This window comes from Burkholderia sp. Bp9004, from assembly GCF_003858025.1.
GTDB lineage: Bacteria > Pseudomonadota > Gammaproteobacteria > Burkholderiales > Burkholderiaceae > Burkholderia > Burkholderia diffusa.
In genome coordinates this window covers 33675-56740 of record NZ_QTQD01000028.1, presented here as the reverse complement: position 1 = coordinate 56740, position 23066 = coordinate 33675, and the positions used below count along the sequence as shown (strand labels likewise).

Sequence of the window (23066 nt, the reverse complement as noted above, 5' to 3'; positions counted from 1 at the left end):
ATCTTCTCGCGCACCTTCGGGCGCGCATTCGTTTCGTAGTTGCATCGAAGCGGCGCGCGGCATTGCCCGCGCGCCGCCTTCCGGTTTCACTGGCGCTTGCCGCGCCGAAACCAGCCGTCAAGCACGTCGGTCGTCAGCAATCCGCTGCGCGCCTCGCGTGCGCCATCGCGTCCGATCCACACGGTACGCGGCATTTCTCCCCGCCATCCCGCATCGAGTGCCGCCCGCAGACGCTCGGGCATCGGCTCCGCGTTCGCATACTGCGCGACCTGCGGCGGCAGGTTCATTTGCGCGAGCGCCTGCGCGATCGCCGCACCGTTGTCGTCGTACGCGTCCATCGAGACCATCGCGAGGCGCACGTCCGGATGCCGGCGCTGCCACGCGACCAGATGCGCGGCGTTCTCGCGGCAGTAGCCGCAATCGAGCGACCAGATCTCGACCGCGAGCGGCCGTTCGAGCGCCGTCGCGTACAACTTCGCGACCTCGGACGCGCGCAGCGGCTGCAGTTCACCGGCCCATGCGGGCAGACTCGCAAGCACGGCGCAGATCGACACCAGCAGCCGTTTCATTGCGCACCCTCCACGGAAATCAGCCGATAGCCGTCGTTACGCGTACGCCACGACAGGTAGAGGCGTCCTGCATCGTCGAGCAGTTGCGGGTTGTCGCTCGCACCCGACGTCGACGCGATCACGCGCGGCGCCGACCAGTGCTCGCCGCGATCGTCCGAGCGGCGCAACTTGATCTGCATCGTGTCGCCGTCGAACGCCTTCCATGCGAGCCAGACGACATCACCACGCGCGACGAGCGCCGCATGCGATGCCTGCTCGGCCGGTACCGCCGGATTCGCGCCGAACGCCCAGGGTGTGCCGAGCGGCCCCCCATCGGCGCCGATGCGCGAGTAGAACACGTCGGCACGGCCGTCGACGACGCCGAACCACGCGATGTGGCGCGTGCCGTCCGGCGCGATCGCGAGCGCCGGCCCATGCTCGGGGCACGCCTCGACGTGCCAGTTCGAGAACGTCGCGCGCACCGGCGCGACGGGCTCCGACGCCGACACGGGCAGCACCGCGAGCGCATGGTCGCGGATCTGCCCCGGGAATACGTTGCGCCACACGGCTTCGATATGTCCGGCCGGATCGATCGCCATCGCGATGCGGCAGCATTCGCATGTGTGATCGGTCACCTTGCGCTCTGGCTCGAACGACGCGCCGCCGTCGCGCGACACGGCGTAGTAGACGGCCGCGCCGTCGTACGCCCGCCCCGCCGCCTTCGCCGCAACGAGATCGCGCTTGTCGATCCACGCGATCGCGATGTTGCCCGCCGGATCGACTGCCATCATGTCGAAGCGGTGCGTGATCGCCTGCCGGTCGCGATGCACGGTGACGGGCACGCTCCAGGTCGCGCCGCCGTCGAGCGAACGCGAAAAGCGCACCATGCCGGTGTACGGCGCATCGAGCGGCATCGACCACGACACGTACACCGCGCTACCGTCCGGGCTCGTCGCGAGCTTCGGGCGATTCTCCGCACTCGTGTAGATCGGCTCGGGCATCGCGTTGACGGTCGCAGGTGCGGACAGCGTGCGGCCCGCGTCATCCGAGTGCGCGACGACGACGTGCGCGCCTTCGACCCATGCGACCCACAGCCTGTGCCGCACGTCGAATGCGGCGCCGGTCGCGAGCGGCTGCTTCTGCTGTGCCGGCGCGGCCTGCACGCTCATGTGCGCCGCATGCGGATCGACGGCGTTCGGCGCGTCGTGCGCACCTGCGGGCGACAGCGCCGCGAGCCACAGCGCGCAGCCTGCCGCGAACGATTTCACAGCGACCATTTCAGTTCTCCAAAGAAAGTGCGGCCCGGATACGGGTGGAACACGTAGTAGCGGCGGTCAGTCAGGTTGTCGATGCCGACCGACGCGACCCAGTGACGGTCGAACCGGTAGCGTGCCTTCAGGTCGACGACCGTGAAGGTGCTCGTGCCGCCGTACACGTCCGGATTGACGTCGCTGTTGTCGAGCGTATTGAACTGGCGGCCCGAGTAGCGGACGCCGACGCTCGCGAGCCAATGTTCGTCGAAGCGGTACGACGCGAGCAGGTTCGCGCGCATGCGCGGGATGCGCGGAAAGCGCGAACCGACGTAAGCCGGATTCGCGGCGTCGGCCAGAATCTGCGCATTGCTCGCCGACACGTTCGCGTCGATGTCGAGCCCGCGCAGCCCGACGCTCTGGCCGCTGAATGCGAGTTCGACGCCACGTACGCGCACGCGATCGACGTTCGAGATGTTGGTGACGGTCGACGCGCCCGACACCGTCGTCTGGCTGTAGATCGAATCGCGCAGGTCGCTCTGGAATACGCTCGCGCGCACGACGCCGACGCCCACGTCGCGCTCGGCCGTGAAGTCCCAGTCGATCGCCTTTTCCGGCCGCAGGTTCGGGTTGTTGTTGACGATCGCGTTGTTCGAGATCGTGCCCTGGAACAGTTCGCCGACCGTCGGGAAGCGCGTGCCGGTCGCGAACGACAGCCGGAAGCGCCAGACGTCCGTCGCGTCCCATTGCAGCGCGACTTTTGGCGACAGCGCATTCGCGTTGCGGTCCGCGTAGCCGAGCATGCCGTTGGCGTTGCCAAGCGCGCCGCCGTACGCATCCCAGCGCTCGTAGCGCAGGCCGAGGGTCGCCAGCCAGCCGGGCGCGAAACGCCACGCGTCCTGCGCGAACAGCGCCTGCGTGCGCGTGTCGCCCCGGTAGACGCTCGCGAGCGACGTAGTCGGCCCGGCCAGCCAGTCGGCTGTGTTGTACGTGACGTTGCGCAGGAAATAGTTGTCGTAGTGATAGCCGAACGTGAACGCATGGCCCTTCACTTCCGGCGCCTCGGCCTTCAGGTCGAACGTGCGCCAGCCCGTGCCGTCGCCCTGGAACAGCGTGCCCGCCCCGCCCTGCACGGTCGACGCCGCGCGCAGCACGTCGCGCGATACGTCGTACGCCGACACGACGCCCGACAGCCGCCAGCCCGAATCGAGCCGACCGTTCAGGCCGAGCGCGTACAACCAATTCTCCTGGTCGCCGCGTTGCGGCGCGAACGCGCTCGGCGCGACGGTCATGTTCCGGCCGCCAATCGACACGTTGCCACCGTAGACGGGATTGCCGGCCGCATCGCGCAGGAAGGTTTCGCCGTGCTGCCGGTAATGGTTTTCCCAGTGTCCGAGTGTCAGCGTCGCGTCGACGTGGTCCGTCAACGCATAGCCCATCCGGACCGTCTCGTTGAGCTGCTCGGTCCGCTCGATGGTCTGCGCGCCGACGATCGTGCGCGGCTTGCCGTTCGGCCCGATGTCGGTAGCCGCTCCCGTAACTGGCACCGCGGTGCCGAGCTTCGGGTTGTAGGCTGAATTGGGGCTCGCATACTGCATCGGCTGGCCGTCGTTCTCCAGCCGGTCAAGCGACAGCGAAAACCAGAACTTGCCGACGCGGTTCGCGATCCGCGCGGTCTGGTGATTGCCGCCGAAGCTGTCCGCGAACCCGTAGCCGTCGTGATAGCGCTGCGTGAAGAACTGCGTCGACAGCGACGCCTCGAGCGCGTCGGGGCGCCGCGTCGTCAGCAGCACGGTCGAGCCGATCGCGTTGCCGGGATACAGCGCGGAAAAGGGACCATACAGCACGTCGACGCGCGCGATATCGTCGGGCGCGATCAGCGACCAGCGCGGCGGATACGCATAGCTCGAACCGAGCAGGTTCGACAGCAGCAGCCCGTCGGCGTAGACGAGCCCGCGCGCGCTCTGCAACTCGTTGAAGTCGCGGCCGGCGAACACGCTGTTGCGGTCGCCGATGTAGCGCTTGCGAACCATCAGGTTGGGTGCGTACTTCAGCGCGTCCTCGGTGGTGACGTTGGTGTGCGCGTCGATCTGCTCGCGCGTGATCGACTCGACGACGGCCGGCGTATCGGGATCGACGGGTTGCCGCCGGGCGGAGACGCTGACGGCGGTCAGCGTGTCGCCCGTCGGCGCGGGCGCGGCAACCGGTGCGGCACGGCCGGCCGGGTTGCCCGGGCCGCCGGGCACGGGGTCCGCGGATGGGCCATCGATCGTGGCCGCCTGCGCGGCAGGCCAGACAAAAACTGCCGCGCAGGCGAGCGCGAGCCGGCCGCGCGACGGCCGCGCGGGGAAGGTGAACGACATGGATGAATTCCTGAAAACGTGACCGGACGCCGCCGTGCGCGAGCCGACGCGCGGCACACATGGCGCGGCGCGCGGACCGGGCCGCGGGCGGCACGCGCGCCTCCGGAGCGCGCGGACGATATCAATCAGATCAGGACGTTTTCAGGCGGACCGCGCGGCTGCGCGAGACGGATGCCCTTGCGGGGAAAAACGGGAACGGCCGGGGCGGCCGCCCGGTACGCGAATGCGCGCACGAAGCCCGGCAATGCAGGCAGGCTCGTGCCGAGCGCCACGTTCGCCGCGAAGCCGGGACAGTACACGCAGTGCGGCACGCCGGCATGGTCGAACGGCGATGTGCCGCGGTCGTCGCCCGACTGCGCGAGGGCGATGTGGCGCACGCCTGCCGCACTGCACAATTCGAGCGTGAGCTCGCCGGAACCGCTCGATGCGAGACGCGCGTAGCCGATGACGGGCGACAGTACGTTCAGTACGAGCGCCAACCATACGAGGCCGATCCATCGCGTCGTTCGTTTCATCGCGGTCCAGGAAAAAGAGCGCGCAAGTATAACAAGCGGCCCGATCGTTGCCGACGTGCGAGGTGCAATAGTCGGCATCTCACGGTGCGCAGCTGCGCATGTGCCGTTAATACAACAGAGACAAAATCTAACGATTCGCCACTGGCATAAATCCAAGCGCGAGGTTGATAATTATTGAACCTGCTGGAGAAATGACCATGGACGAAAGACCAACCCGCATGCCCCCGCCCGAGCAAGTGATGAGCCCGGATCCGGAACCCGTCGGCGTCGAATTCCTCGCCGAGTTGCCCGAGCATGTCCGGGCATTCTTCGACGAGCAGCACAAGCTGTACTCGCCGAAGTGAACCTACGTTCCGTTCTGTAACCGCCACGTGTCGATCGATATCGTGCGGTTCATCGCTGCGTTTTCGGCGCAGATCGCTTCGCACCCGGGCTGCAATGGCCTGACGGTGCCGGATCAGCGCGTCCGCTGATTCTTCTGTCGCGTCGTTCCGCCGCGCGACTGTCTTCGTCTATTCTTCTGGTTTTCCACCTCCGGCCAGCCCGGTCCTCCCGATCGTTCCGATGAAACAAGCCATTCGTGCCAGCGTCGCTGTCGCCGCGCTCGGCGTCGCCATTTTTACGTCACCGCACGTCGCACGCGCGGACGGCGACGACACCGCGCTCACCAATCTCGTCGCGCTCGCATCGCAGCGGCTCGCACTTGCTGAACCCGTCGCGCGATGGAAATGGGCGAACCACCAGGCGATCGAGGACCGGCCGCGCGAAGCGGCCCTGCTCGCATCGGTGGAGAAGCGTGCCGCACAGTCCGGCGTGGATCCCGCGTTCGCGCGCACGTTCTTCGAGGATCAGATCGCCGCGAGCAAGGACGTGCAGAACGCGCTCTTTGCAACGTGGCGCGCGACGCGGCCGCCGGAAGGCTCGCCGCCCGACCTCGCGACCAGCACGCGGCCGGCGCTCGACCAGCTCACGCAAAAGATGCTGGCCGGCCTCGCGCAAGTCGCACCGCTGCGCGACGCACCCGATTGCCAGGCGCGGCTCGCACGCAGCATCGCGAACTGGAAAACGCTTACGCGCTACGACCGCACCCAGACGCAGGCACTCGGCATCGCGCTGTCGCACGTCTGCTCGGCCGGCGGCGCCAGCGCGATCGGCTGATGACGCGCGGCCATTACGCGCTGCAGCCGGCGGTGCTCAGTCGGCAGGCGTGAGCGCCGCTATCGGAATCAGTTGCAGGCCGCGCGCGAGATGCGTCTGCAGCAGGCGATGGGTATGCGGCTCGACTGCACCGTCCGCGCCATCGGCCACGAGCCGCGCCGCCGCATCGAGCGATTCGGCCACACCGAGGTAGCGCCAGCCGTCGATCACATGAAACAGGCGGCGCTCGCCGCTCGCCTCGAACGCGACCGGGCCGTCGAACGGCCAGGGCACATTGCCGGCACGGGCGCTTTCGGCCGCGGGACGCCGGTTGTATGACGGACGCAGACGAGCGATCCACTGCGCTTCCGCAAGCATTGCGCCGAGTTCGTTGCCGGTCTCCCGCCATTCGACGCGCCGCACCTGCTGCGCAATCCGCATTTCCTTCGACGAACGCCGCTCGCCGGTCAGCAGCGCGCGCAAGCGCTGCCGCACGCGCACGCTGCGGCCAACGTACAGCGCTACGTCGCCCTCCCCGAACAACGCGTACGCGCCGCATCCGGCCGGCGCGGTATCGAGCCACGCTTCGGTCATGCCGCCCGCGAGACGGAAGTGGCGCGTCGTGCGCGCAATCTGGTCGCGCAGACGCTCGAGCGGCACGATCTCGTGCAATTGCCGCCAGAACTGCCAAAGGAGATCGGCATCCGCGAGCGCCCGGTGGCGGGCGGCGGGAACGAGGCCATGCCGCTCGATCAGCGCATCGAGTCCGTGTCGCGCCTCCCGCGGAAACAGCGCGCGCGACAACCGCACCGTGCACAGCACGTCCGGATTGAATGCGAAGCCGGCGCGCTCGAATTCGGCACGCAGGAAGCCCCGGTCGAAGCTCGCGTTGTGCGCGACGAACAGCTTGCCGTCGAGCCGCTCGAACAGCACGGGCGCGAGCGACGCGAACGACGGCGCGTCACGCACCATCTCATCGGAAATGCCCGTCAGTTGCTGGATGAACGGCGGAATCGATTGCCCCGGATTGACCAGTGTCGTCCATGTCGATACGCCCAGCGGGCCGATTTCGACCACGCCGATTTCAGTGATGCGGTGCTCGGCGGACGAACCACCGGTGGTTTCGAGATCGACGAAGACGAGCGGCTGTTCGCAGGCGGGATCGGACGGACGGAAATCGGACATGAAAAGGCGGGAGAGACAATGCTTCCGTGAGTATGCACCGGCAGGCGTGTTCGCGACCAGTCCGAAGCGGATTCGATTCGCCGGTCACGGGTTTTCGTGCCCCAAAAAGCAAAAAGCCCCCGCGATGCGGGGGCCGGACGTGATCGGCAATGCGTGGCGCGTCAGACCGCCTGGATATTCGCTGCCTGCTTGCCTTTCGGCCCGACTTTCACATCGAAGGAAACGCGCTGGTTTTCCTTCAGCGTTTTGAAGCCGTCCATCCGGATTTCTGAAAAGTGCGCAAACAGATCTTCGCCACCATTGTCGGACGTAATAAAGCCGAAACCTTTAGCATCGTTAAACCATTTTACGATACCGGTATCCATACCTTCGTTCCCCACTCGATTAGATCAAAAAAGCTACTGTTTATAGCCGCTTCCCGAAATCCCGCAACGGCGCGCCGACACTCACCCCCAGCGCTCCGCCCGGGGACGGAGTGCTGACTTTATAAATTGGACAATCCGGGTGCGTCAAGGGAATTTTTGGCGCCTTCTTTATCAAAAAAACGTCAATACCACTGGAATCGGTACACCATCGTCTTTTATTAATTGATTTGCATCAAAAACCTGTCAATATTACCGGGAGCGAATCACCGATAATCAAAAACATGAAAAACCTACCGGGGACAAATCGGGCCGGTAAAATCATCGGGTTTTTTCCGGATTGCCAAGAACGAAGGACGTAGCGATGCTGGTGCAAGGCATTGGAAGGAGAAGGTCATGTGGCTGGACGGAATCAAACGCCTTGCGAGCCGGCTCGCACGCGTACGCCGCAAGTCCCGCGCGCTGGCCGAGTCTCGTGAAACGCCATGCGATACCGAGTTCGACCCGACCTGGCACGGCGATCATTGGCAGAACCTGCTGGCTTCACCGCTGGACGCCCGTCACTACGTGATGGAAGACTGGACGTACACGCCGCCGCTGGCCGAGGCCGATGACACGCAGCCGACAGGCAAGCGCAAGCGACGCTCGTACAAGCAATAGGGATCCGGGAGACGGGCAAAAAAAAGCGCGACTGGGAAGTCGCGCCGACAAAGGTTTGGAGATCTTTTCCGTCAACGAAAAAGTCTGCTTCGGAAAGCAGAGATCGCAGTATAGCGAGAGAACATCCTTTCATTATCCATGCTCCACACAAACCTCTATTGCCGATGTGTCAATAATCGCGCTAGGTCTGCCCCGCCCGCCACTGATTGCCTGTCGCGATCGCGCAACGCCCTCGACACCCGTTATGCAGTCCTGATCACATTCTCCGCCTGCTGCGCTGCCGCAAAGTCTTGATGGCCGGGGCTCCCGGCGCATACACTCATTCTTGCGGGATTCAAAATACAGTATTGCCAGAAGCAATTTCCTTTTGCACCCGGACCAATCCGTACACTGCAAATGGATTTCCGACGAAGGCGCCGCGCTCAATGCGCACGGCGTCGCCGACACGCGACGCCGCCGATGCCCGCAGCAGGTTCGATCGACATCATCCTGTTTGGAGACAGATCATGAAAAAGCCCCTGATCGTCGCCGCATTGACCGGCGTGTGTGCCACTGCCGCCCATGCGCAAAGCAGCGTCACGCTGTACGGCCTGATCGATGCAGGCATCACCTATACGAACAACCAGGGTGGTCACAGCGCGTGGCAGGAGACCAGCGGCTCGATCAACGGCAGCCGCTGGGGCCTGCGCGGCACCGAGGATCTCGGAGGCGGACTGAAAGCGATCTTCACCTTGGAAAACGGCTTCGGCATCAACAACGGTTCGCTCAAGCAGAACGGCCGCGAATTCGGCCGCCAGGCTTTCGTCGGCCTCGCGCACCAAAGCTACGGCTCGCTCACGCTCGGCCGCCAGTACGACAGCGTCGTCGATTTCCTCGGCCCGCTGTCGCTGACCGGCACCCAATACGGCGGCACGCAGTTCGCGCACCCGTTCGACAATGACAATCTGAACAACTCGTTCCGGATCAACAACTCGGTCAAGTATCAGAGTGCCAATTACGGCGGCCTGAAGTTCGGCGCGCTGTATGGCTTCTCGAATTCCAGCGATTTCTCGAACAACCGCGCATACAGCGTGGGCGCGTCGTACAGCTATCTGGGCTTCAACGTCGCGGCCGCGTACATGCAACTCAACAACAACATCAACGCGCTGTCGCTCGCAGCCAGCGACCCCGGCGCGGTGGCCGGCGACTGGACGTTCGCCGCCAGCCGTCAGCGCACCTGGGGCGCGGGCCTCAACTACACGTTCGGGCCCGCGACGGCCGGCTTCGTGTTCACGCAGACGCGCCTGACCGATTCGGCCAGGATCAGCGCCGGCCAGTCCGGCGTGTCGGGCGGCATCCCGCTCACCGGCGGCACGCGCTTCAACAATTACGAAGTGAATGGCCGCTACGCGCTGACACCGGCATTCTCGCTCGCGGGTTCGTACACGTACACCGACGCCCGCCTCGACGGCCAGACGCCCAGCTGGCACCAGTTCAACCTGCAGGCCGACTATGCGCTGTCGAAGCGCACCGACCTGTATCTGCAGGGCGAGTACCAGCGGGTCAATGCGGACGGCCTGGCTGTGGGCGCGAACATCAACGGGCTCGGCACCGCGTCGTCGACGAACAAGCAGATCGCGGTCACGGCCGGCATGCGCCACCGCTTCTGAGCAATGCGATCGGTCCCCGCCCGGCAAGGACCGTCATGACGAAGCGCCCCACCCGGGGCGCTCGTCGTTTCAGCGCTGCGCTGTGCGAATGCACCGCTCCCCGCTCACGCGCTGCCCGGTGCCGGATAGCGAACGTCGAGCACGTCGATCGGCTGGGGACCACCCGGCGTCATCAGCGTGACGGTGTCGCCGATCTTCGCCTTGATGAGGGCTCGCGCGACCGGCGAAATCCAGCTGACACAGCCGCGATCGAGATCGACCTCGTCGATCCCGACGATCGTGACGGTGTGATCCTCGCCGTCCGGCGTCGCGTAATCGACGGTCGCGCCGAAGAACACCTGATCGACATTCTCCTGCCGGCTCGCGTCGACGACTTCGGCGAGATCGAGCCGCTTCGTCAGAAAGCGGATCCGGCGGTCGATCTCGCGCAACCGCCGCTTGCCGTAGATGTAGTCGCCGTTCTCCGATCGATCGCCGTTCGACGCGGCCCACGACACCAACCGCACGACTTCGGGACGCTCGACGTCGATCAGGTTCAGGAGTTCGTCCCTGAGCTGCTTGTGGCCGGCCGGGGTGATGTAGTTCTTCGTGCCCGCCGGAATCGCGGGTTGACTCGGGTCGAGATCGTCGTCGTCGCCGTCCGACTCTTTGACAAACGCCTTGTTCATGATGCAGATTCAACACTTGGATGACTGATGCATCAAGGGTACACGAACGCGACCGCCCAGGATCGGGTGACATTTTTTGCGAATAAGGCTTCCCTTTTTATACAACCCTGCTATACTTCCGCTTCTGCGTGCGGCTGTAGCTCAGTTGGATAGAGTACTTGGCTACGAACCAAGGGGTCGTGGGTTCGAATCCTGCCAGCCGCGCCACCTTTTTCGAGGGCCTTCCAAACCGAAGGCCCTTTCAGTTCGATGTTGTAGCGTTTTGTTTTTGCGTGCGGCTGTAGCTCAGTTGGATAGAGTACTTGGCTACGAACCAAGGGGTCGTGGGTTCGAATCCTGCCAGCCGCGCCACCTTTTTGGGGGCCTTCCAAACCGAAGGCCCTTTCAGTTCGATGTTGTAGCGTTTTGTTTTTGCGTGCGGCTGTAGCTCAGTTGGATAGAGTACTTGGCTACGAACCAAGGGGTCGTGGGTTCGAATCCTGCCAGCCGCGCCACCTCAGAAGGGCCTTCCTCCGGGAAGGCCCTTTTTTCTTTTCCGCCCCCCCTCTTTTGTTCGGCCACCGCCCGCTCGAGTCGGGTTGCCACTTCACGACACCGCCCGACCCGCTGCACACATGAAAACGGCGGCCCGTGGCCGCCGTCGCATCCCGCCGCAAACCACCGCGCGGCGTCAGTAATCCTGCCGCTCGCGCTCGATGCGCATGCCGCCGTCGTGACGCGCATGCACGCTGTCGTCGGTCGAGCGCTCGCGCATGATCCGCATCACGTCCGGATTGGTCCGCACGCGCCGCATCACGTTCGCGAGATGCACGCGATCGCTGACCTGGATCACGAACCGCAGCACCGTCGATTCGTGCGTCAGATCCTCGTCCATCGCGATGTGAACGATGTTCGCGTCGGCCGACGTGATGTCCGCCGCGACGCGCGCGAAGATGCCCTTCGTGTTCTTCACGAGCGCCTTCACCGCGACGTCGAACAGACGACCCGGCTGCGGCGCCCACTCGACGTCGATCCAGCGGCCCGGATCGCGGCGATGGATGCGCTGCGCGACCCGGCAATCGGTCGTATGAATCGCCATCCCGAGGCCGATGCCGATATAGCCCATGATCGCATCGCCCGGAATCGGCCGGCAGCACGCCGACAGTTGCACGGACATCCCTTCGGTGCCGGTGATCACGACCGGCGGCGCATTGTGCGCGGGATGCCGCTCGGACTTCGGCAGATCGTCGTCCGCATCGCGGCCGGTCATCAGCACCTCGATGCGCTTGGCCATCACCGCGGCGACGCGGCGGCCGAGGCCGATGTCCGCGAAGATTTCCTGGCGACTCTTGTTGCCCGTCCACTGGACGAGCTTCTCCCACACCTCCGGTGTGACATCGGCGAGCGCGAGCCCGTAACCCTTCAGGCTCTGATCGACGAGCCGCTCGCCGAGCTGCACCGACTCGTTCAGGCGCATCGTCTTCAGGTAGTGACGAATCGCCGAACGCGCCTTGCCGGTTCGCACGAAACCGAGCCACGCGGGGTTCGGCTTCGAATACGGCGCGGTGATGACCTCGACGATGTCGCCGCTCTTCAGCTCGGTGCGCAGCGGCAGCAACTCGTTGTTGATCTTCACGGCCACGCACTGGTTGCCGAGATCGCTGTGGATCGAATACGCGAAATCGAGCGCCGTCGCGCCGCGCGGCAACGCCATGATCTTCGACTTCGGCGTGAACACGTAGACCGCATCCGGGAACAGGTCGATCTTCACGTGCTCGAGGAATTCGCTCGAATCGCCGGCTTCGCTCTGGATGTCGAGCAGCGACTTCAGCCACTGATGCGCGCGCTTCTGCACGTCGTTCAGATCCGCGCCGCCGTTCTTGTACAGCCAGTGCGCGGCCACGCCGGCCTCGGCGATCTCGTGCATCTTGCGCGTGCGCACCTGGAACTCGATCGGCGCGCCGAACGGGCCGACGAGCGTCGTGTGCAGCGACTGATAGCCGTTGATCTTCGGGATCGCGATGTAGTCCTTGAACTTGCCGGGCACGGGCTTGTACAACGCGTGCAACGCACCGATGCACGTGTAGCAGTCGAGCGGACTCTCGACGACGACGCGAAAGCCGTATACGTCGAGCACCTGCGAGAACGACAGCTGCTTGTCGCGCATCTTGCGATAGATGCTGTAGATCGTCTTCTCGCGGCCGGTGATCTCCGCGTCGAGCTTCGCGTCGCTCATCGCGCGCTGAGCAGCCTCGAGGATCTTGCTGATCACTTCGCGGCGGTTGCCGCGCGCGGCCTTCACGGCCTTCTCGAGCGTCGCGTAGCGATGCGGGTTGAAGTTCGCGAAGCTCATGTCCTGCAGCTCGCGATACGTGTTGTTCAACCCGAGGCGGTGCGCGATCGGCGCGTAGATGTCGAGCGTCTCGCGTGCGACGCGCCGGCGCTTTTCCATCGGCACCGCGCCGAGCGTGCGCATGTTGTGCAGACGGTCGGCGAGCTTGACGAGGATGACCCGCACGTCGCGCGCCATCGCGAGCAGCATCTTGCGGAAGTTTTCCGCCTGCGCTTCCTCGCGGCTGCGGAACTCCATCTTGTCGAGCTTCGACAGGCCGTCGACCAGTTCGGCGACCTTCGGGCCGAACCGTTCGGCCAGCTCGCTCTTGGTCACGCCCTGGTCTTCCATCACGTCGTGCAGGAGCGCGGCCATCACGGCTTGCGCGTCGAGCTTCCAGCCGGCACAGATTTCCGCGACGGCGACGGGATGGGTGATGTAGGGTTCGCCGCTCTGGCGATATTGACCGAGGTGGGCTTCGTCACTGAAGTGGAACGCCGCCTTGACCTCTTTGATTTCTTCCGGAGGGAGATACTCGGCAAGCGCGGCCGTCAGTTTCGCGATCGAAACGACGCCGTGCTTGCGCGGCTGCTCCGGCGTGGCGGTCGGCCCGAACAGATGCCGGAAGGACTGTTCGAGGACCGCGTCGATGTACTGGCGCGCAGGCGACTGGGCCGTGGCTTCGGTGGTCGAATCCGCGGAGGCGGACGATGGGGTGGTGCTCATATTCGCCTCCAGGTCGAGTCGTTGCGCGCGTGGACTACATGGCTGGAACGGGCCGGATGCGCGTTACACCGGCACCTTCTTCAGCATCTCGACGCCGACCTGGCCGGCAGCGATCTCGCGCAGCGCGACGACGGTCGGCTTGTCGCGGCTCTCGATCTTCGGCGTATGGCCTTGCGCGAGCTGCCGCGCGCGGTAAGTGGCGGCGAGCGCCAGTTCGAAGCGGTTGGGGATTTGCTTCAGGCAGTCTTCGACGGTAATGCGAGCCATGTTGGTAATTCCTTCTGAATATAGTCCCTATTCTACCTTATGTCCCTCTACCCCCGCGTCATTCCGCGTGGGGCAAATGGATGCCGAGCTCGATGAACAGCTCGGTATGTCGCGCGTACTGCGAAGCAAAGCGCAGGCGCGTCGCCGCGACGATGCATTCGAGCTCGGCCAGTGCACGATCGAAATTTTCGTTGATCACGACGTATTCCGCTTCCGACGCGTGCGCCATCTCGCTGCCCGCGGCGAGCAGGCGTCGCGTGATCACGTTCGGCTCGTCCTGGCCGCGCTTCTTCAGACGTTCCTCGAGCGCGTCGAGCGATGGCGGCAGAATGAAGATGCCGACCGCGTTGCGGAACTGCTTCTTCACCTGCTGCGCGCCCTGCCAGTCGATCTCGAGCAGCACGTCGTGGCCGCTCATCATCTGCTCCTCGATCCAGACGCGCGACGTACCGTAGTAGTTGCCGTGCACTTCCGCGCTTTCGAGGAATTCGTGCGCGGCGTGGCGCGCGCGGAAATCCTCGACGGTCGTGAAGTGGTAGTGCTGGCCGTCCTGCTCGCCCGGGCGCGGCTTGCGCGTCGTGTACGAAATCGACAGGCAGATGTCGCTGTCCTTCGACAGCAGCGCGTTCACGAGCGTCGACTTGCCGGCGCCCGACGGCGCGATGACCATGAACAGGTTGCCGGGATAGACGCCGCCGTGCAGCGCATGCGACGCGTGGCCGTCGTGAGTGGGATGGGTCATGTTGCGTTACTCCAGGTTTTGCACTTGCTCACGCATCTGCTCGATCAACAGCTTGAGCGCCATCGATGCGTCGGCCAGTTCCTTCGCCGCCGCCTTCGAGCCGAGCGTGTTTGCTTCTCGATTCAGTTCCTGCATCATGAAGTCGAGACGCTTGCCGACGCGGCCGCCCTTCTCGATCACGTGACGCGTTTCGTTCAGGTGCGCGGTGAGTCGCGACAGCTCTTCCGCGATGTCGATCCGGATGCCGTACATCGTCACTTCCTGACGAATGCGTTCCGCGGCTTCCTCGCGCGTGACGATCGGCGCGCTGCCTTCGGGCGCCGCGATGCCGAGCGCCTCCTGCAGCCGCTCGACGATCTTCTGCTGATGCTTCGCGATCAGCTCCGGCACGAGCGGCGTGATGCGCGCGACGATCGCCTCCATCTCGGTGACGTTCGACAGCAGCATCGTCGCCAGCTGCGCGCCTTCGCGCGAACGCACGACGACGAGTTCACCGATCGCTTCCTTGCCGCACGCGAGCACCGCGTCGCGGATCGCTTCCGCCGACACGCCGCTCTCGGCGAGGACGCCTGGCCAGCGCAGGATCTCGCCCGCACGCAGGCGACCGACACCCGGGAACGAATCGAGCACCGAGCGCTCGAGCTCGGCAAGCTGGCCGAGAGCCGTCTGGTTCAGCGCACCGGCACCGATGCTCTGCTCACCGCGCTGCAGGTTGATGCGCACGTCGACCTTGCCGCGCGACAGCTTGTTCATCAGCATTTCGCGCAGCGCGGGCTCGCACGCGCGCACGTCGTCCGGCATGCGGAAATTCAGGTCGAGGAAGCGCGAGTTCACGGTGCGCAGTTCGACCGACACGCTGGTGCCGCCGTTGCCGGTGGCCGTCGCGAGTTCGCGCGTCGCGCTCGCGTAGCCCGTCATGCTGTAGATCATGGTTCGTCTCGCCGTCTGGGTGCCCTTCTCGGGCGGGAATATGTCGAGGCGCCCGGCGCATTGCAAGGCGCGGGGCGGGAAGCGCGCATTATCCCATTTTTGCGCCCCACCCCGCCGGGCAAGGCCGCCGTTCGGCGCTAAAATCGGGGTTTCCTCTTCCGTCCACGATTCCCCATGACGTCTTCCCTGTCCCGCCCGAGCGGCCGCCGCGCCGACGAACTGCGCAAGGTCGCCCTCACGCGCCATTACACGAAACACGCCGAAGGCTCGGTACTCGTCGAATTCGGCGATACCAAGGTGATCTGCACCGCGAGCGTCGCCGAACGCGTGCCCGAATTCCTGCGCGATCGCGGCCAGGGCTGGCTGACGGCGGAATACGGGATGCTGCCGCGCGCGACGCACACGCGCAGCGACCGTGAAGCCGCGCGCGGCAAGCAGACGGGCCGCACGCAGGAAATTCAGCGCCTGATCGGCCGCGCGCTGCGCGCGGTGTTCGATCTCGAAGCGCTCGGCCCGCGCACGATCCACATCGACTGCGACGTGATCCAGGCCGACGGCGGCACGCGCACGGCCAGCATCACCGGCGCCTTCGTCGCCGCGCACGACGCCGTGTCGAAGCTGATCGCGGCCGGCAAGCTCGCGAACTCGCCGATCACCGACCACGTCGCCGCGATCTCGGTCGGCGTGTACGAAGGCGCGCCCGTGCTCGACCTCGACTACGCGGAAGATTCGCGCTGCGACACCGACATGAACGTCGTGATGACGGGCGCCGGCGGCTTCGTCGAAGTCCAGGGCACCGCCGAAGGCGCGCCGTTCTCGCGCGCCGAGATGAACGCGCTGCTCGACCTCGCGCAAAGCGGGATCGGCCAGCTCGTGCAGTTGCAGAAGGACGTGCTGGGCGCCGGCCATGTCTGACGATCGCACCCTGGCGCCGCTGTCGCGCATCGTGCTCGCGTCGAACAACGCCGGCAAGCTGCGCGAGTTCACCGCGCTGTTTTCGACGGTCGGCATCGAGATCGTGCCGCAGGGCGACCTGGCCGTGCCGGAGGCGGACGAACCGTTCGGCACGTTCATCGAGAACGCGCTGACGAAAGCACGGCACGCGTCGCGGCTCACCGGCCTACCGGCGATCGCCGACGATTCGGGCCTGTGCGTGCGCGCGCTGCGCGGCGCACCGGGCGTCTATTCCGCACGTTACGCGCAGCGCGCGGGCGGCGACAAGGGCGACGCGGCGAACAATGCGTACCTCGTCGAGCAGCTGCGCGGCGTCGCCGACCGGCGCGCATACTATTGCTGCGTGCTCGCGCTGGTGCGCCACGCGGACGATCCCGAGCCGCTGTTCGCCGAAGGTCGCTGGGAAGGCGAGATCGTCGACACGCCGCGCGGCGAGCACGGATTCGGCTACGACCCGTATTTCCACCTGCCGTCGCTCGGCGCGACGGCGGCCGAGCTCGAGCCGGCCGTGAAGAACACGCACAGCCATCGCGCGCTCGCGCTGAAGGCACTGCTCGCGCGGCTCGCGGAGGAACCGGCATGATCGTCTTCGTCACGCATTCGCAACCGGAGGCCGCATGAGCCAGGCGGCGGAAACCGGCGCGCGCGTCGTCGCGGCCTTCACGTCGCCCGGGCAGGTGCGGCTCACGTCGCTGCCGCCGCTCGCGCTGTACGTGCATTTTCCGTGGTGCGTGCGCAAGTGCCCGTACTGCGATTTCAACTCGCACGAGTGGAAGGGCGAGCGGTTTCCGGAAACCGAGTACCTCGACGCGCTGCGCGCCGATCTCGAACAGGCGCTGCCGCTCGTCTGGGGCCGGCAGGTGCATACGGTGTTCATCGGCGGCGGCACGCCGAGCCTGCTGTCGGCGGCCGGCCTCGACCGGCTGCTGTCCGACGTGCGCGCGCTGCTGCCGCTCGATGCCGACGCCGAGATCACGCTCGAGGCGAACCCGGGCACGTTCGAGGCCGCGAAGTTCGCGCAGTTCCGCGCGAGCGGCGTGAACCGCCTGTCCGTCGGCATCCAGAGCTTCAACGAAGGCCATCTGAAAGCGCTCGGCCGCATTCACGACACTGCGCAGGCACGCGCGGCCGTCGAGATCGCCGCGAAGACGTTCGACAACTTCAACCTCGACCTGATGTTCGCGCTGCCGAACCAGACGCTCGACGAATGCCGGGCCGACATCGAGACCGCGCTGTCGTTCGCGCCGCCGCATCTGTCGCTGTATCACCTGACGCTCGAACCGAACACGCTGTTCGCGAAGTTTCCGCCCGTGGTACCCGACGACGACGCATCGGCCGACATGCAGGAATGGATCCACGCGCGCACGGCCGAGGCCGGTTACGGCCGCTACGAAGTGTCCGCTTACGCGAAGCCGAATCATCAGTGCAAGCACAACCTGAACTACTGGCGCTTCGGCGACTATCTCGGGATCGGCGCGGGCGCGCACACGAAGCTGTCGTTCCCGAACCGGATCCTGCGGCAGGCACGCTACAAGCATCCGGCTACCTTCATCGAACAGGCGATGGCCGGCACGCCGGTGCAGGAAGAACGTGAAGTCGGTGCGCGCGACCTGCCGTTCGAGTTCATGCTGAACACGCTGCGGCTCGTCGAGGGCTTCCCCGTGCACAGCTTCGTCGAACGCACGGGTTTGCCGATCGGCACGATCGAGCAGGCACTCAAGGATGCGGAGCAGCGCGGACTGATCACGCGCGATTTTGCGCAGATCGCGCCGACGCCGCTTGGTCAACGGTTCCTCAACGACCTGCAGGAATTGTTCCTGCGCGACGATTGAGGCGGAACGAGGCGGCATTTCGGTTACAATGCCGCCTCGTGTGGAAGCGTGGCCGAGCGGTTTAAGGCACCGGTCTTGAAAACCGGCGACGGGAAACTGTCCGTGAGTTCGAATCTCACCGCTTCCGCCAGGAAGTTCGCCAAACCCCGTCCATTCATCGAATGACGGGGTTTTTGTTTATGCGACCCGCGCCGCGCACGGTGCCCGCCCCGCGTGCCGGCGCATCTCGCCCGATGCCGTTACAATCCGGCGCTCCGATTCGCGAAACGGGAAACCACGTCATGAAGTCCTTCATCGCCTCGTCGCTCGTCGCCCTGGCCGCCGTCGGCACGCACGCCGCGGCCGCCGATCCCGCCTCCGGCACCGACGCGCAAACGCCGTCATGCGCGATTGCGTACGTGAAGGGTGTCGGCGGCTCGCCGCGCAGCCTGCGCGAATATCTCGCGAGCCCGACGCCGTACAACTACCTGAAGGAAAACGAGATCCAGTGCAAGGTGTCGGATGACGGGCGCGCATCGAACTGCACCGGCGTGACCTATATCCGCAACGAACAGGTCAGCGTGTACGACGATTCCGACCCGGCGACGCTGACGGTCGTCGCGCCGGTGGAACTCGAGCACGGCCAGAAGTATCCCGTGATCCTCGTGGTGCAGCGCAAGGACGCGCGCTGCACGCGGTAACGCGCGCCACGGCACGCCCGCCGTCCGCCGACGACGACGCGCGCGAGCCTCACGGGCCGGGCCGCCATCGCCTAGAATTCGATCAGCACGGCGACACGACCGCCGCCGCGACTCGATGCCGCCCGCGCCATCCGTGCGTGCGGCCCAGGGAGACCGCCATGACCGAATTGTCGACAGCGACGGATCACGTCGATTACGAAGGCTTCGAGATCCATGTGGTGCCGTGCATCGCCCCGGGTAGCGACACGCGTTACACCTACACCGGCTATGTCTGCCATCCTGGCGCGAATCCCGCGCTGCCCGATCATGCGGTGCCCTTCCACGCGGACGGCGAGGAAAGCTTCGCGAGCGTCGACGAAGCGGTTCGGGAAGCCGTGCACATCGGCAAGAGCATCATCGACGGCACGCATCCGGACCTGTCCGTTCTGTCGCTCGTAACACACGGCTACTAAGCGGGCAGATTGGGCCACGCCCACCCACCGCCACTGCGTGCGACGCGCGTGCGCATATCGCGCCCGCGCCGTCACATGTCACGTCACATCGGAACACATGCCGGTCGGCCCGCCGATCGCCATCATCCGCGAATCGCTACGTCCCGCTTCGCGCACTATGCGTTTCTCCCGATAACAGGTCGCGGCCGGACGCCTATCATTTTTTTATCGTCACCCTCCGGCAGTCCGCCATGTCTCATCTTCCCCACCCGGGCGCCAGCCGGCTGCGTGTTGCCTGGCTGGTCGCCGCCTCGTTGCTTGCCGCCTGCACGATCACGCCGCCGCCATCGCTGCGCTCGGTGCAGACGATCCCGTCCGTCATCCGCAACGCGAATCGCGACCAGTACCGCGTGGAAGTCGCGCGGTGCGTCACCGAGCACAATCCGTCCGGCGTCGCGCGCGGGACGCCGCAGGCGATGCTGCGCTCGCTCGTCGTCGTCGCGTTCACCGTCGATGGCAGCGGCCGCCTCGTCAACGCATCCGTTTATCGCAGCAACGGCGACAGCGAAGCGGAAGGACTCGCGCTCGCGTCGCTGCGTCGCTCGGCGCCGCTGCCGCCACCACCGTCGAAACTGCTGGACGGCAATGGCCGGCTCGAGATGATGGAAGGCTGGCTGTTCAACGACGACGGACGTTTCCAGTTGCAAAGCACCGCATCCGCACAGGCGCAATCGCTCGACTGAGCCCGCGCCGGCCCGCGATTGCCGCTATGTCGCGGCGCTGGCTATAATTTTCCGCAATCGCGCGGCCACCCTCCCGCGCGCGCGTTCGCGCGCCGCACCCGGCATGCGAGCCGACCACGCCGGCACTGGGCGGCGGCGACCTATCCGTCTCCATCGTCGACCGGCGGGTGACGTCAGCGCCACGACGCGCGTTCACGCCGCTACCGCATCATCATCCGCCCGGCTGCGCTCTCCCGGCAGGCGTCCACCTGCCTGCCCGAGCGCACGCTCAGGCGAATGCCCCAACGACAAAACGGAGACATCCATGTCCGCATCTCCCCCGGCCGTTGCACACGCAACCGGTTCGGCCGGCGCCGTCAGCCACCGGCGCATCGTGTTCGCGAGCTTCATCGGCACCGCGATCGAGTTCTACGACTTCTACGTCTACGCGACTGCCGCCGCACTCGTCATCGGCCCCGTGTTCTTCCCGCACGGCTCCGCGACCGCACAGGCGCTGTCCGCATTCGTCACGTTCGGCATCGCATTCATCGCGCGGCCGATCGGCTCGTTCCTGTTCGGCCACTTCGGTGACCGCATCGGTCGCAAGTCGACGCTCGTCGCGTCGCTGCTCGTCATGGGCGTGTCCACCACCGCGATCGGCTTCGTGCCCGGCTACGACACGATCGGCACACTCGCGCCGGTGCTGCTGTGCGTGCTGCGCTTCGGCCAGGGGATCGGCCTCGGCGGCGAATGGGGCGGCGCGGCGCTGCTCGCGACCGAGCACGCGCCGCAAGGCAAGCGCGGCTGGTTCGGGATGTTCCCGCAGCTGGGCCCGTCGGTGGGCTTCCTGATGTCGAACGGGCTGTTCTTCGCACTCGCGCTGTCGCTGTCCGACGAACAATTCCGCAGCTGGGGCTGGCGCATCCCGTTCCTCGTCAGTGCGGTGCTCGTCGCGCTCGGCCTGTACGTGCGGCTGAAGATCACCGAGACGCCGGCGTTCCAGGCCGCACTCGACCGCAACGAACGCGTGCGCGTGCCGGTCGCGACGCTCGTCTCGCAACATTGGCGCCCCACATTGCTCGGCGCACTCGCGATGGTGGTCTGCTACACGCTGTTCTATATCTCGACGGTGTTCTCGCTGTCGTATGGCGTGTCGACGCTGCACATTCCGCGTCAGAGCTTCCTCGGCCTGTTGTGCTTCGCTGTCGTGTTCATGGGGCTCGCCACGCCGCTGTCGGCGTGGGCGTCGGATCGCTTCGGCCGCAAGCCGGTGCTGGTCGTCGGCGCGATCGCGGCACTGCTGTCCGGCTTCGCGATGGAGCCGCTGCTCGGCAGCGGCTCGATGCCGCTCGTCGCGCTGTTCCTGACGCTCGAGCTGTTCCTGATGGGCGTGACGTTCGCGCCGATGGGCGCGCTGCTGCCCGAGTTGTTCCCGACCAACGTCCGCTATACGGGCGCCGGGGTCGCGTACAACCTCGGCGGGATCCTCGGCGCGTCGATCGCGCCGTACATCGCGCAGCTGCTCGCCGCGCGCGGCGGCCTGTCGTGGGTCGGCGGCTACGTGTCGGTCGCGGCAGCGATCAGCCTGATCGGCGTGCTGCTGATGCGCGAAACCCGCGACGCATCGCTCGTCTGAGCCTCAGGGGCGCCTCGGGTTGTGTAGCGGGCGGCGCTGACTATACTCGATCCGGGGACGCCGTCGCGCGCCCCCGGATCCCCGAAGGAGCCGCCGCAATGAACATCCGCCTCGACAACGCCGACCTCGTCCTGATCCTGGCGCTCGCGCTGGGTGGCGCCCTGCTGCTCGCGGCCCGCTTCCGGCCGAAAACCTGGCGCGGCCTCCTGTTCGAGGCGCTGCTCGCCAACCTGGCCGCCGTCGCCGCGGTGCTCACGGTCGAAGCACTGCTCGCCTGAACCGGCCGGCCCCGTTTCCGCGGTGCCCATTCACGACGATAGCGGCCCTGTGCAGGCCCTAGGCCGTCAGCCGCTCGCGCTGCGCGCCGTAGGCCGCCCCGACCGCATCGATCGCATCGAGTGCCTGCGCCACCGACGGCGGCGCGCCGGGCTCGCCGATCGACAGTGCATTCGGTGCGCCGCCGATGCCGCAATGGTGGCGCGAGGTCGCGACGAAAATCATCACGGTCGGCCGCTGCAGCGCGTGCGCCATGTGCACGAACCCGGTATCGACCCCCACTACGAGCGCAGCCCGGCCGATGGCCGCGCCCAGTTCGCGCACCGACATCGCGGGCAGCACGATTGCGCCCGGCGCGCGCGCGGCAATGTCCTGCGCATCGTCGTGCTCGGCGGCCGATCCCCACGGCAACAACACGCGCACGCCACGCGCCATCATCCGGGTGGCTAGCGCGGCCCAGTCGTCGGCCGGCCATTTCTTGTCCGGATTGGACGTCGCGTGGAACAGCAGCATGAACGGCGCGCCGTCGGTCACGGCGGGCGGCAGGCTCGCATCCTGCGGCGGGACGATTCCGTACTCGGCGATGCCTTCGGGGACATAGCCGAGCGCCTCGCCGGCGCTCACGCGCATCCCGTGCCACGCGTCGCAATCCGGCCGCGGGCCGAAGCGATGCGAGTACGCGAAACGGGCGCCCGTCTCGCCAAGATCCTGCGTCTGGTAGCCGACACGGCGTGCGGCGCGCGCGAGTGCCGAGATGATCGCGCTCTTGTAGACGCCGTGCAGGTCGATGACGGCATCGTAGCGGTGCGCGCGCAGCGCGCCGATCGATGCGGAGATCGCCTTCAGGTCACCGCCGTTGCGGAGCTTCTTGAACCGCCGCAGCGGCGCGCAGAGTACGTCGCTCACGCCCGGGTGCCAGCGCACGACCTCCGCGCACGATTCATCCACGGCCCAATCGACCCTCACGCCCGGGAAGGCGCGATGGAGGTCCGCGACGACGGGCAGCGTCTGGACGACGTCGCCGAGCGACGTCACTTTCACGATGAGGATGCGTTTCACGTTCGTTATGAGGAATGGCTGGCCATTTCGCCATGCTATCGACGCTTGCGGTGCGCGGATATTACACCGACATTACATTTGCAACAAAATGCGACGCATTTGTGAATATTTGTCGAGCCCCGCCGCATCGGGTTCTTTTTATAATGCATTCTTTGCCCTCCCG

Annotated in this window: 24 protein-coding genes and 4 tRNA genes; 16 read left to right on the top strand and 12 right to left on the bottom strand. The window is 66.0% G+C overall.

Going from position 1 to position 23066, the window contains the following annotated elements:
* Positions 1 to 86: 86 nt before the first annotated feature.
* The 4 genes from DIE08_RS26195 to DIE08_RS26180 form a co-directional block, all read right to left on the bottom strand.
* Positions 87 to 569 (bottom strand): TlpA disulfide reductase family protein, encoded by a 483-nt coding sequence (locus tag DIE08_RS26195; RefSeq protein WP_124904379.1) that lies wholly within the window; start codon positions 567 to 569, stop codon positions 87 to 89.
* Positions 566 to 1825, bottom strand: a complete 1260-nt coding sequence (locus DIE08_RS26190) for a sialidase family protein (RefSeq protein ID WP_124904377.1) — start codon at positions 1823 to 1825, stop codon at positions 566 to 568. Before DIE08_RS26190 ends, DIE08_RS26195 begins: the two co-directional genes overlap by 4 nt.
* Positions 1813 to 4161, bottom strand: a complete 2349-nt coding sequence (locus tag DIE08_RS26185; protein WP_124904375.1) for a TonB-dependent receptor — start codon at positions 4159 to 4161, stop codon at positions 1813 to 1815. Before DIE08_RS26185 ends, DIE08_RS26190 begins: the two co-directional genes overlap by 13 nt.
* Before the next feature lie 125 nt (positions 4162 to 4286).
* A complete protein-coding gene (locus DIE08_RS26180; protein ID WP_124904373.1) occupies positions 4287 to 4676 on the bottom strand; it encodes a DUF2946 domain-containing protein in 390 nt (129 codons plus the stop codon).
* Between the two features lie 197 nt (positions 4677 to 4873).
* Here DIE08_RS26180 and DIE08_RS35740 point away from each other — a divergent pair, with 197 nt between their 5' ends.
* Together DIE08_RS35740 and DIE08_RS26175 are read left to right on the top strand one after the other, a co-directional pair.
* Positions 4874 to 5020 carry a hypothetical protein gene (locus DIE08_RS35740; RefSeq protein ID WP_009690993.1) on the top strand — a complete coding sequence of 49 codons (147 nt, stop codon included), beginning with the start codon at positions 4874 to 4876 and terminating at the stop codon, positions 5018 to 5020.
* A 220-nt stretch (positions 5021 to 5240) separates the two neighbouring features.
* Positions 5241 to 5834: a chorismate mutase gene (locus DIE08_RS26175; protein WP_124904371.1), complete on the top strand. Its 594-nt coding sequence runs from the start codon at positions 5241 to 5243 to the stop codon at positions 5832 to 5834.
* Between the two features lie 36 nt (positions 5835 to 5870).
* On the opposite strand, the gene DIE08_RS26170 is transcribed toward DIE08_RS26175, so the two are convergent.
* Both DIE08_RS26170 and DIE08_RS26165 read right to left on the bottom strand, forming a co-directional pair.
* Positions 5871 to 6998 carry an exonuclease domain-containing protein gene (locus DIE08_RS26170; protein ID WP_124904369.1) on the bottom strand — a complete coding sequence of 376 codons (1128 nt, stop codon included), beginning with the start codon at positions 6996 to 6998 and terminating at the stop codon, positions 5871 to 5873.
* Between the two features lie 161 nt (positions 6999 to 7159).
* On the bottom strand, positions 7160 to 7363 hold the full coding sequence (locus tag DIE08_RS26165) for a cold-shock protein (RefSeq protein ID WP_006476615.1): 204 nt from the start codon (positions 7361 to 7363) through the stop codon (positions 7160 to 7162).
* Positions 7364 to 7756: 393 nt separating this feature from the next.
* Here DIE08_RS26165 and DIE08_RS26160 point away from each other — a divergent pair, with 393 nt between their 5' ends.
* Both DIE08_RS26160 and DIE08_RS26155 read left to right on the top strand, forming a co-directional pair.
* Positions 7757 to 8020, top strand: a complete 264-nt coding sequence (locus DIE08_RS26160) for a hypothetical protein (protein WP_059680768.1) — start codon at positions 7757 to 7759, stop codon at positions 8018 to 8020.
* A 506-nt stretch (positions 8021 to 8526) separates the two neighbouring features.
* A complete protein-coding gene (locus DIE08_RS26155) occupies positions 8527 to 9669 on the top strand; it encodes a porin (protein WP_124904367.1) in 1143 nt (380 codons plus the stop codon).
* Between the two features lie 104 nt (positions 9670 to 9773).
* Here the strand turns inward: DIE08_RS26155 and greB are convergent, their stop codons facing one another.
* On the bottom strand, positions 9774 to 10337 hold the full coding sequence (gene greB / locus DIE08_RS26150; protein ID WP_124904365.1) for a transcription elongation factor GreB: 564 nt from the start codon (positions 10335 to 10337) through the stop codon (positions 9774 to 9776).
* 130 nt (positions 10338 to 10467) lie between these two features.
* Between greB and DIE08_RS26145 the strand changes: the two genes are divergently transcribed.
* The 3 genes from DIE08_RS26145 (at position 10468) to DIE08_RS26135 (ending at position 10831) form a co-directional block, all read left to right on the top strand.
* Positions 10468 to 10544 (top strand) — tRNA-Arg (locus DIE08_RS26145).
* A 67-nt stretch (positions 10545 to 10611) separates the two neighbouring features.
* Positions 10612 to 10688 (top strand) — tRNA-Arg (locus DIE08_RS26140).
* A gap of 66 nt (positions 10689 to 10754) precedes the next feature.
* Positions 10755 to 10831 (top strand) — tRNA-Arg (locus DIE08_RS26135).
* Between the two features lie 176 nt (positions 10832 to 11007).
* Here the strand turns inward: DIE08_RS26135 and DIE08_RS26130 are convergent.
* The 4 genes from DIE08_RS26130 to DIE08_RS26115 all read right to left on the bottom strand — a co-directional run bounded on the left by DIE08_RS26130 (position 11008) and on the right by DIE08_RS26115 (position 15313).
* On the bottom strand, positions 11008 to 13374 hold the full coding sequence (locus tag DIE08_RS26130; RefSeq protein ID WP_059598969.1) for a bifunctional (p)ppGpp synthetase/guanosine-3',5'-bis(diphosphate) 3'-pyrophosphohydrolase: 2367 nt from the start codon (positions 13372 to 13374) through the stop codon (positions 11008 to 11010).
* A gap of 63 nt (positions 13375 to 13437) precedes the next feature.
* Positions 13438 to 13641 carry a DNA-directed RNA polymerase subunit omega gene (gene rpoZ / locus DIE08_RS26125; protein ID WP_006025620.1) on the bottom strand — a complete coding sequence of 68 codons (204 nt, stop codon included), beginning with the start codon at positions 13639 to 13641 and terminating at the stop codon, positions 13438 to 13440.
* A 58-nt stretch (positions 13642 to 13699) separates the two neighbouring features.
* Positions 13700 to 14383 (bottom strand): guanylate kinase, encoded by a 684-nt coding sequence (gene gmk / locus DIE08_RS26120; protein WP_059598968.1) that lies wholly within the window; start codon positions 14381 to 14383, stop codon positions 13700 to 13702.
* Between the two features lie 6 nt (positions 14384 to 14389).
* A complete protein-coding gene (locus tag DIE08_RS26115) occupies positions 14390 to 15313 on the bottom strand; it encodes a YicC/YloC family endoribonuclease (RefSeq protein WP_059598967.1) in 924 nt (307 codons plus the stop codon).
* A gap of 174 nt (positions 15314 to 15487) precedes the next feature.
* Here DIE08_RS26115 and rph point away from each other — a divergent pair, with 174 nt between their 5' ends.
* The 9 genes from rph to DIE08_RS26065 all read left to right on the top strand — a co-directional run bounded on the left by rph (position 15488) and on the right by DIE08_RS26065 (position 21846).
* A complete protein-coding gene (rph, locus tag DIE08_RS26110) occupies positions 15488 to 16228 on the top strand; it encodes a ribonuclease PH (protein ID WP_124904363.1) in 741 nt (246 codons plus the stop codon).
* The gene (rdgB, locus tag DIE08_RS26105; protein WP_059598966.1) at positions 16221 to 16850 is read left to right on the top strand and encodes an RdgB/HAM1 family non-canonical purine NTP pyrophosphatase; all 630 of its coding nucleotides are present in this window, start codon (positions 16221 to 16223) and stop codon (positions 16848 to 16850) included. The genes rph and rdgB overlap by 8 nt, the downstream gene beginning before the upstream one ends.
* A 34-nt stretch (positions 16851 to 16884) precedes the next feature.
* Positions 16885 to 18099 (top strand): radical SAM family heme chaperone HemW, encoded by a 1215-nt coding sequence (gene hemW, locus DIE08_RS26100; protein WP_124904361.1) that lies wholly within the window; start codon positions 16885 to 16887, stop codon positions 18097 to 18099.
* A gap of 42 nt (positions 18100 to 18141) precedes the next feature.
* Positions 18142 to 18229, top strand: a tRNA-Ser gene (locus tag DIE08_RS26095).
* Positions 18230 to 18380: 151 nt separating this feature from the next.
* A complete protein-coding gene (locus tag DIE08_RS26090; RefSeq protein WP_124904359.1) occupies positions 18381 to 18779 on the top strand; it encodes a hypothetical protein in 399 nt (132 codons plus the stop codon).
* A 158-nt stretch (positions 18780 to 18937) separates the two neighbouring features.
* Positions 18938 to 19231: a hypothetical protein gene (locus DIE08_RS26085; protein ID WP_124904357.1), complete on the top strand. Its 294-nt coding sequence runs from the start codon at positions 18938 to 18940 to the stop codon at positions 19229 to 19231.
* Positions 19232 to 19461: 230 nt separating this feature from the next.
* Complete coding sequence (locus tag DIE08_RS26080) at positions 19462 to 19953, top strand: energy transducer TonB (protein ID WP_124623506.1); 492 nt, start codon at positions 19462 to 19464, stop codon at positions 19951 to 19953.
* Between the two features lie 304 nt (positions 19954 to 20257).
* On the top strand, positions 20258 to 21568 hold the full coding sequence (locus tag DIE08_RS26070) for an MFS transporter (RefSeq protein WP_124904355.1): 1311 nt from the start codon (positions 20258 to 20260) through the stop codon (positions 21566 to 21568).
* A gap of 98 nt (positions 21569 to 21666) precedes the next feature.
* Positions 21667 to 21846, top strand: coding sequence for a hypothetical protein (locus DIE08_RS26065; protein WP_059605294.1), 180 nt, complete (start codon positions 21667 to 21669; stop codon positions 21844 to 21846).
* A gap of 58 nt (positions 21847 to 21904) precedes the next feature.
* On the opposite strand, the gene waaC is transcribed toward DIE08_RS26065, so the two are convergent.
* Entirely contained in the window at positions 21905 to 22903 is a 999-nt protein-coding gene (gene waaC, locus DIE08_RS26060) for a lipopolysaccharide heptosyltransferase I (RefSeq protein ID WP_124623512.1), read from the bottom strand.
* Positions 22904 to 23066 lie beyond the last annotated feature (163 nt).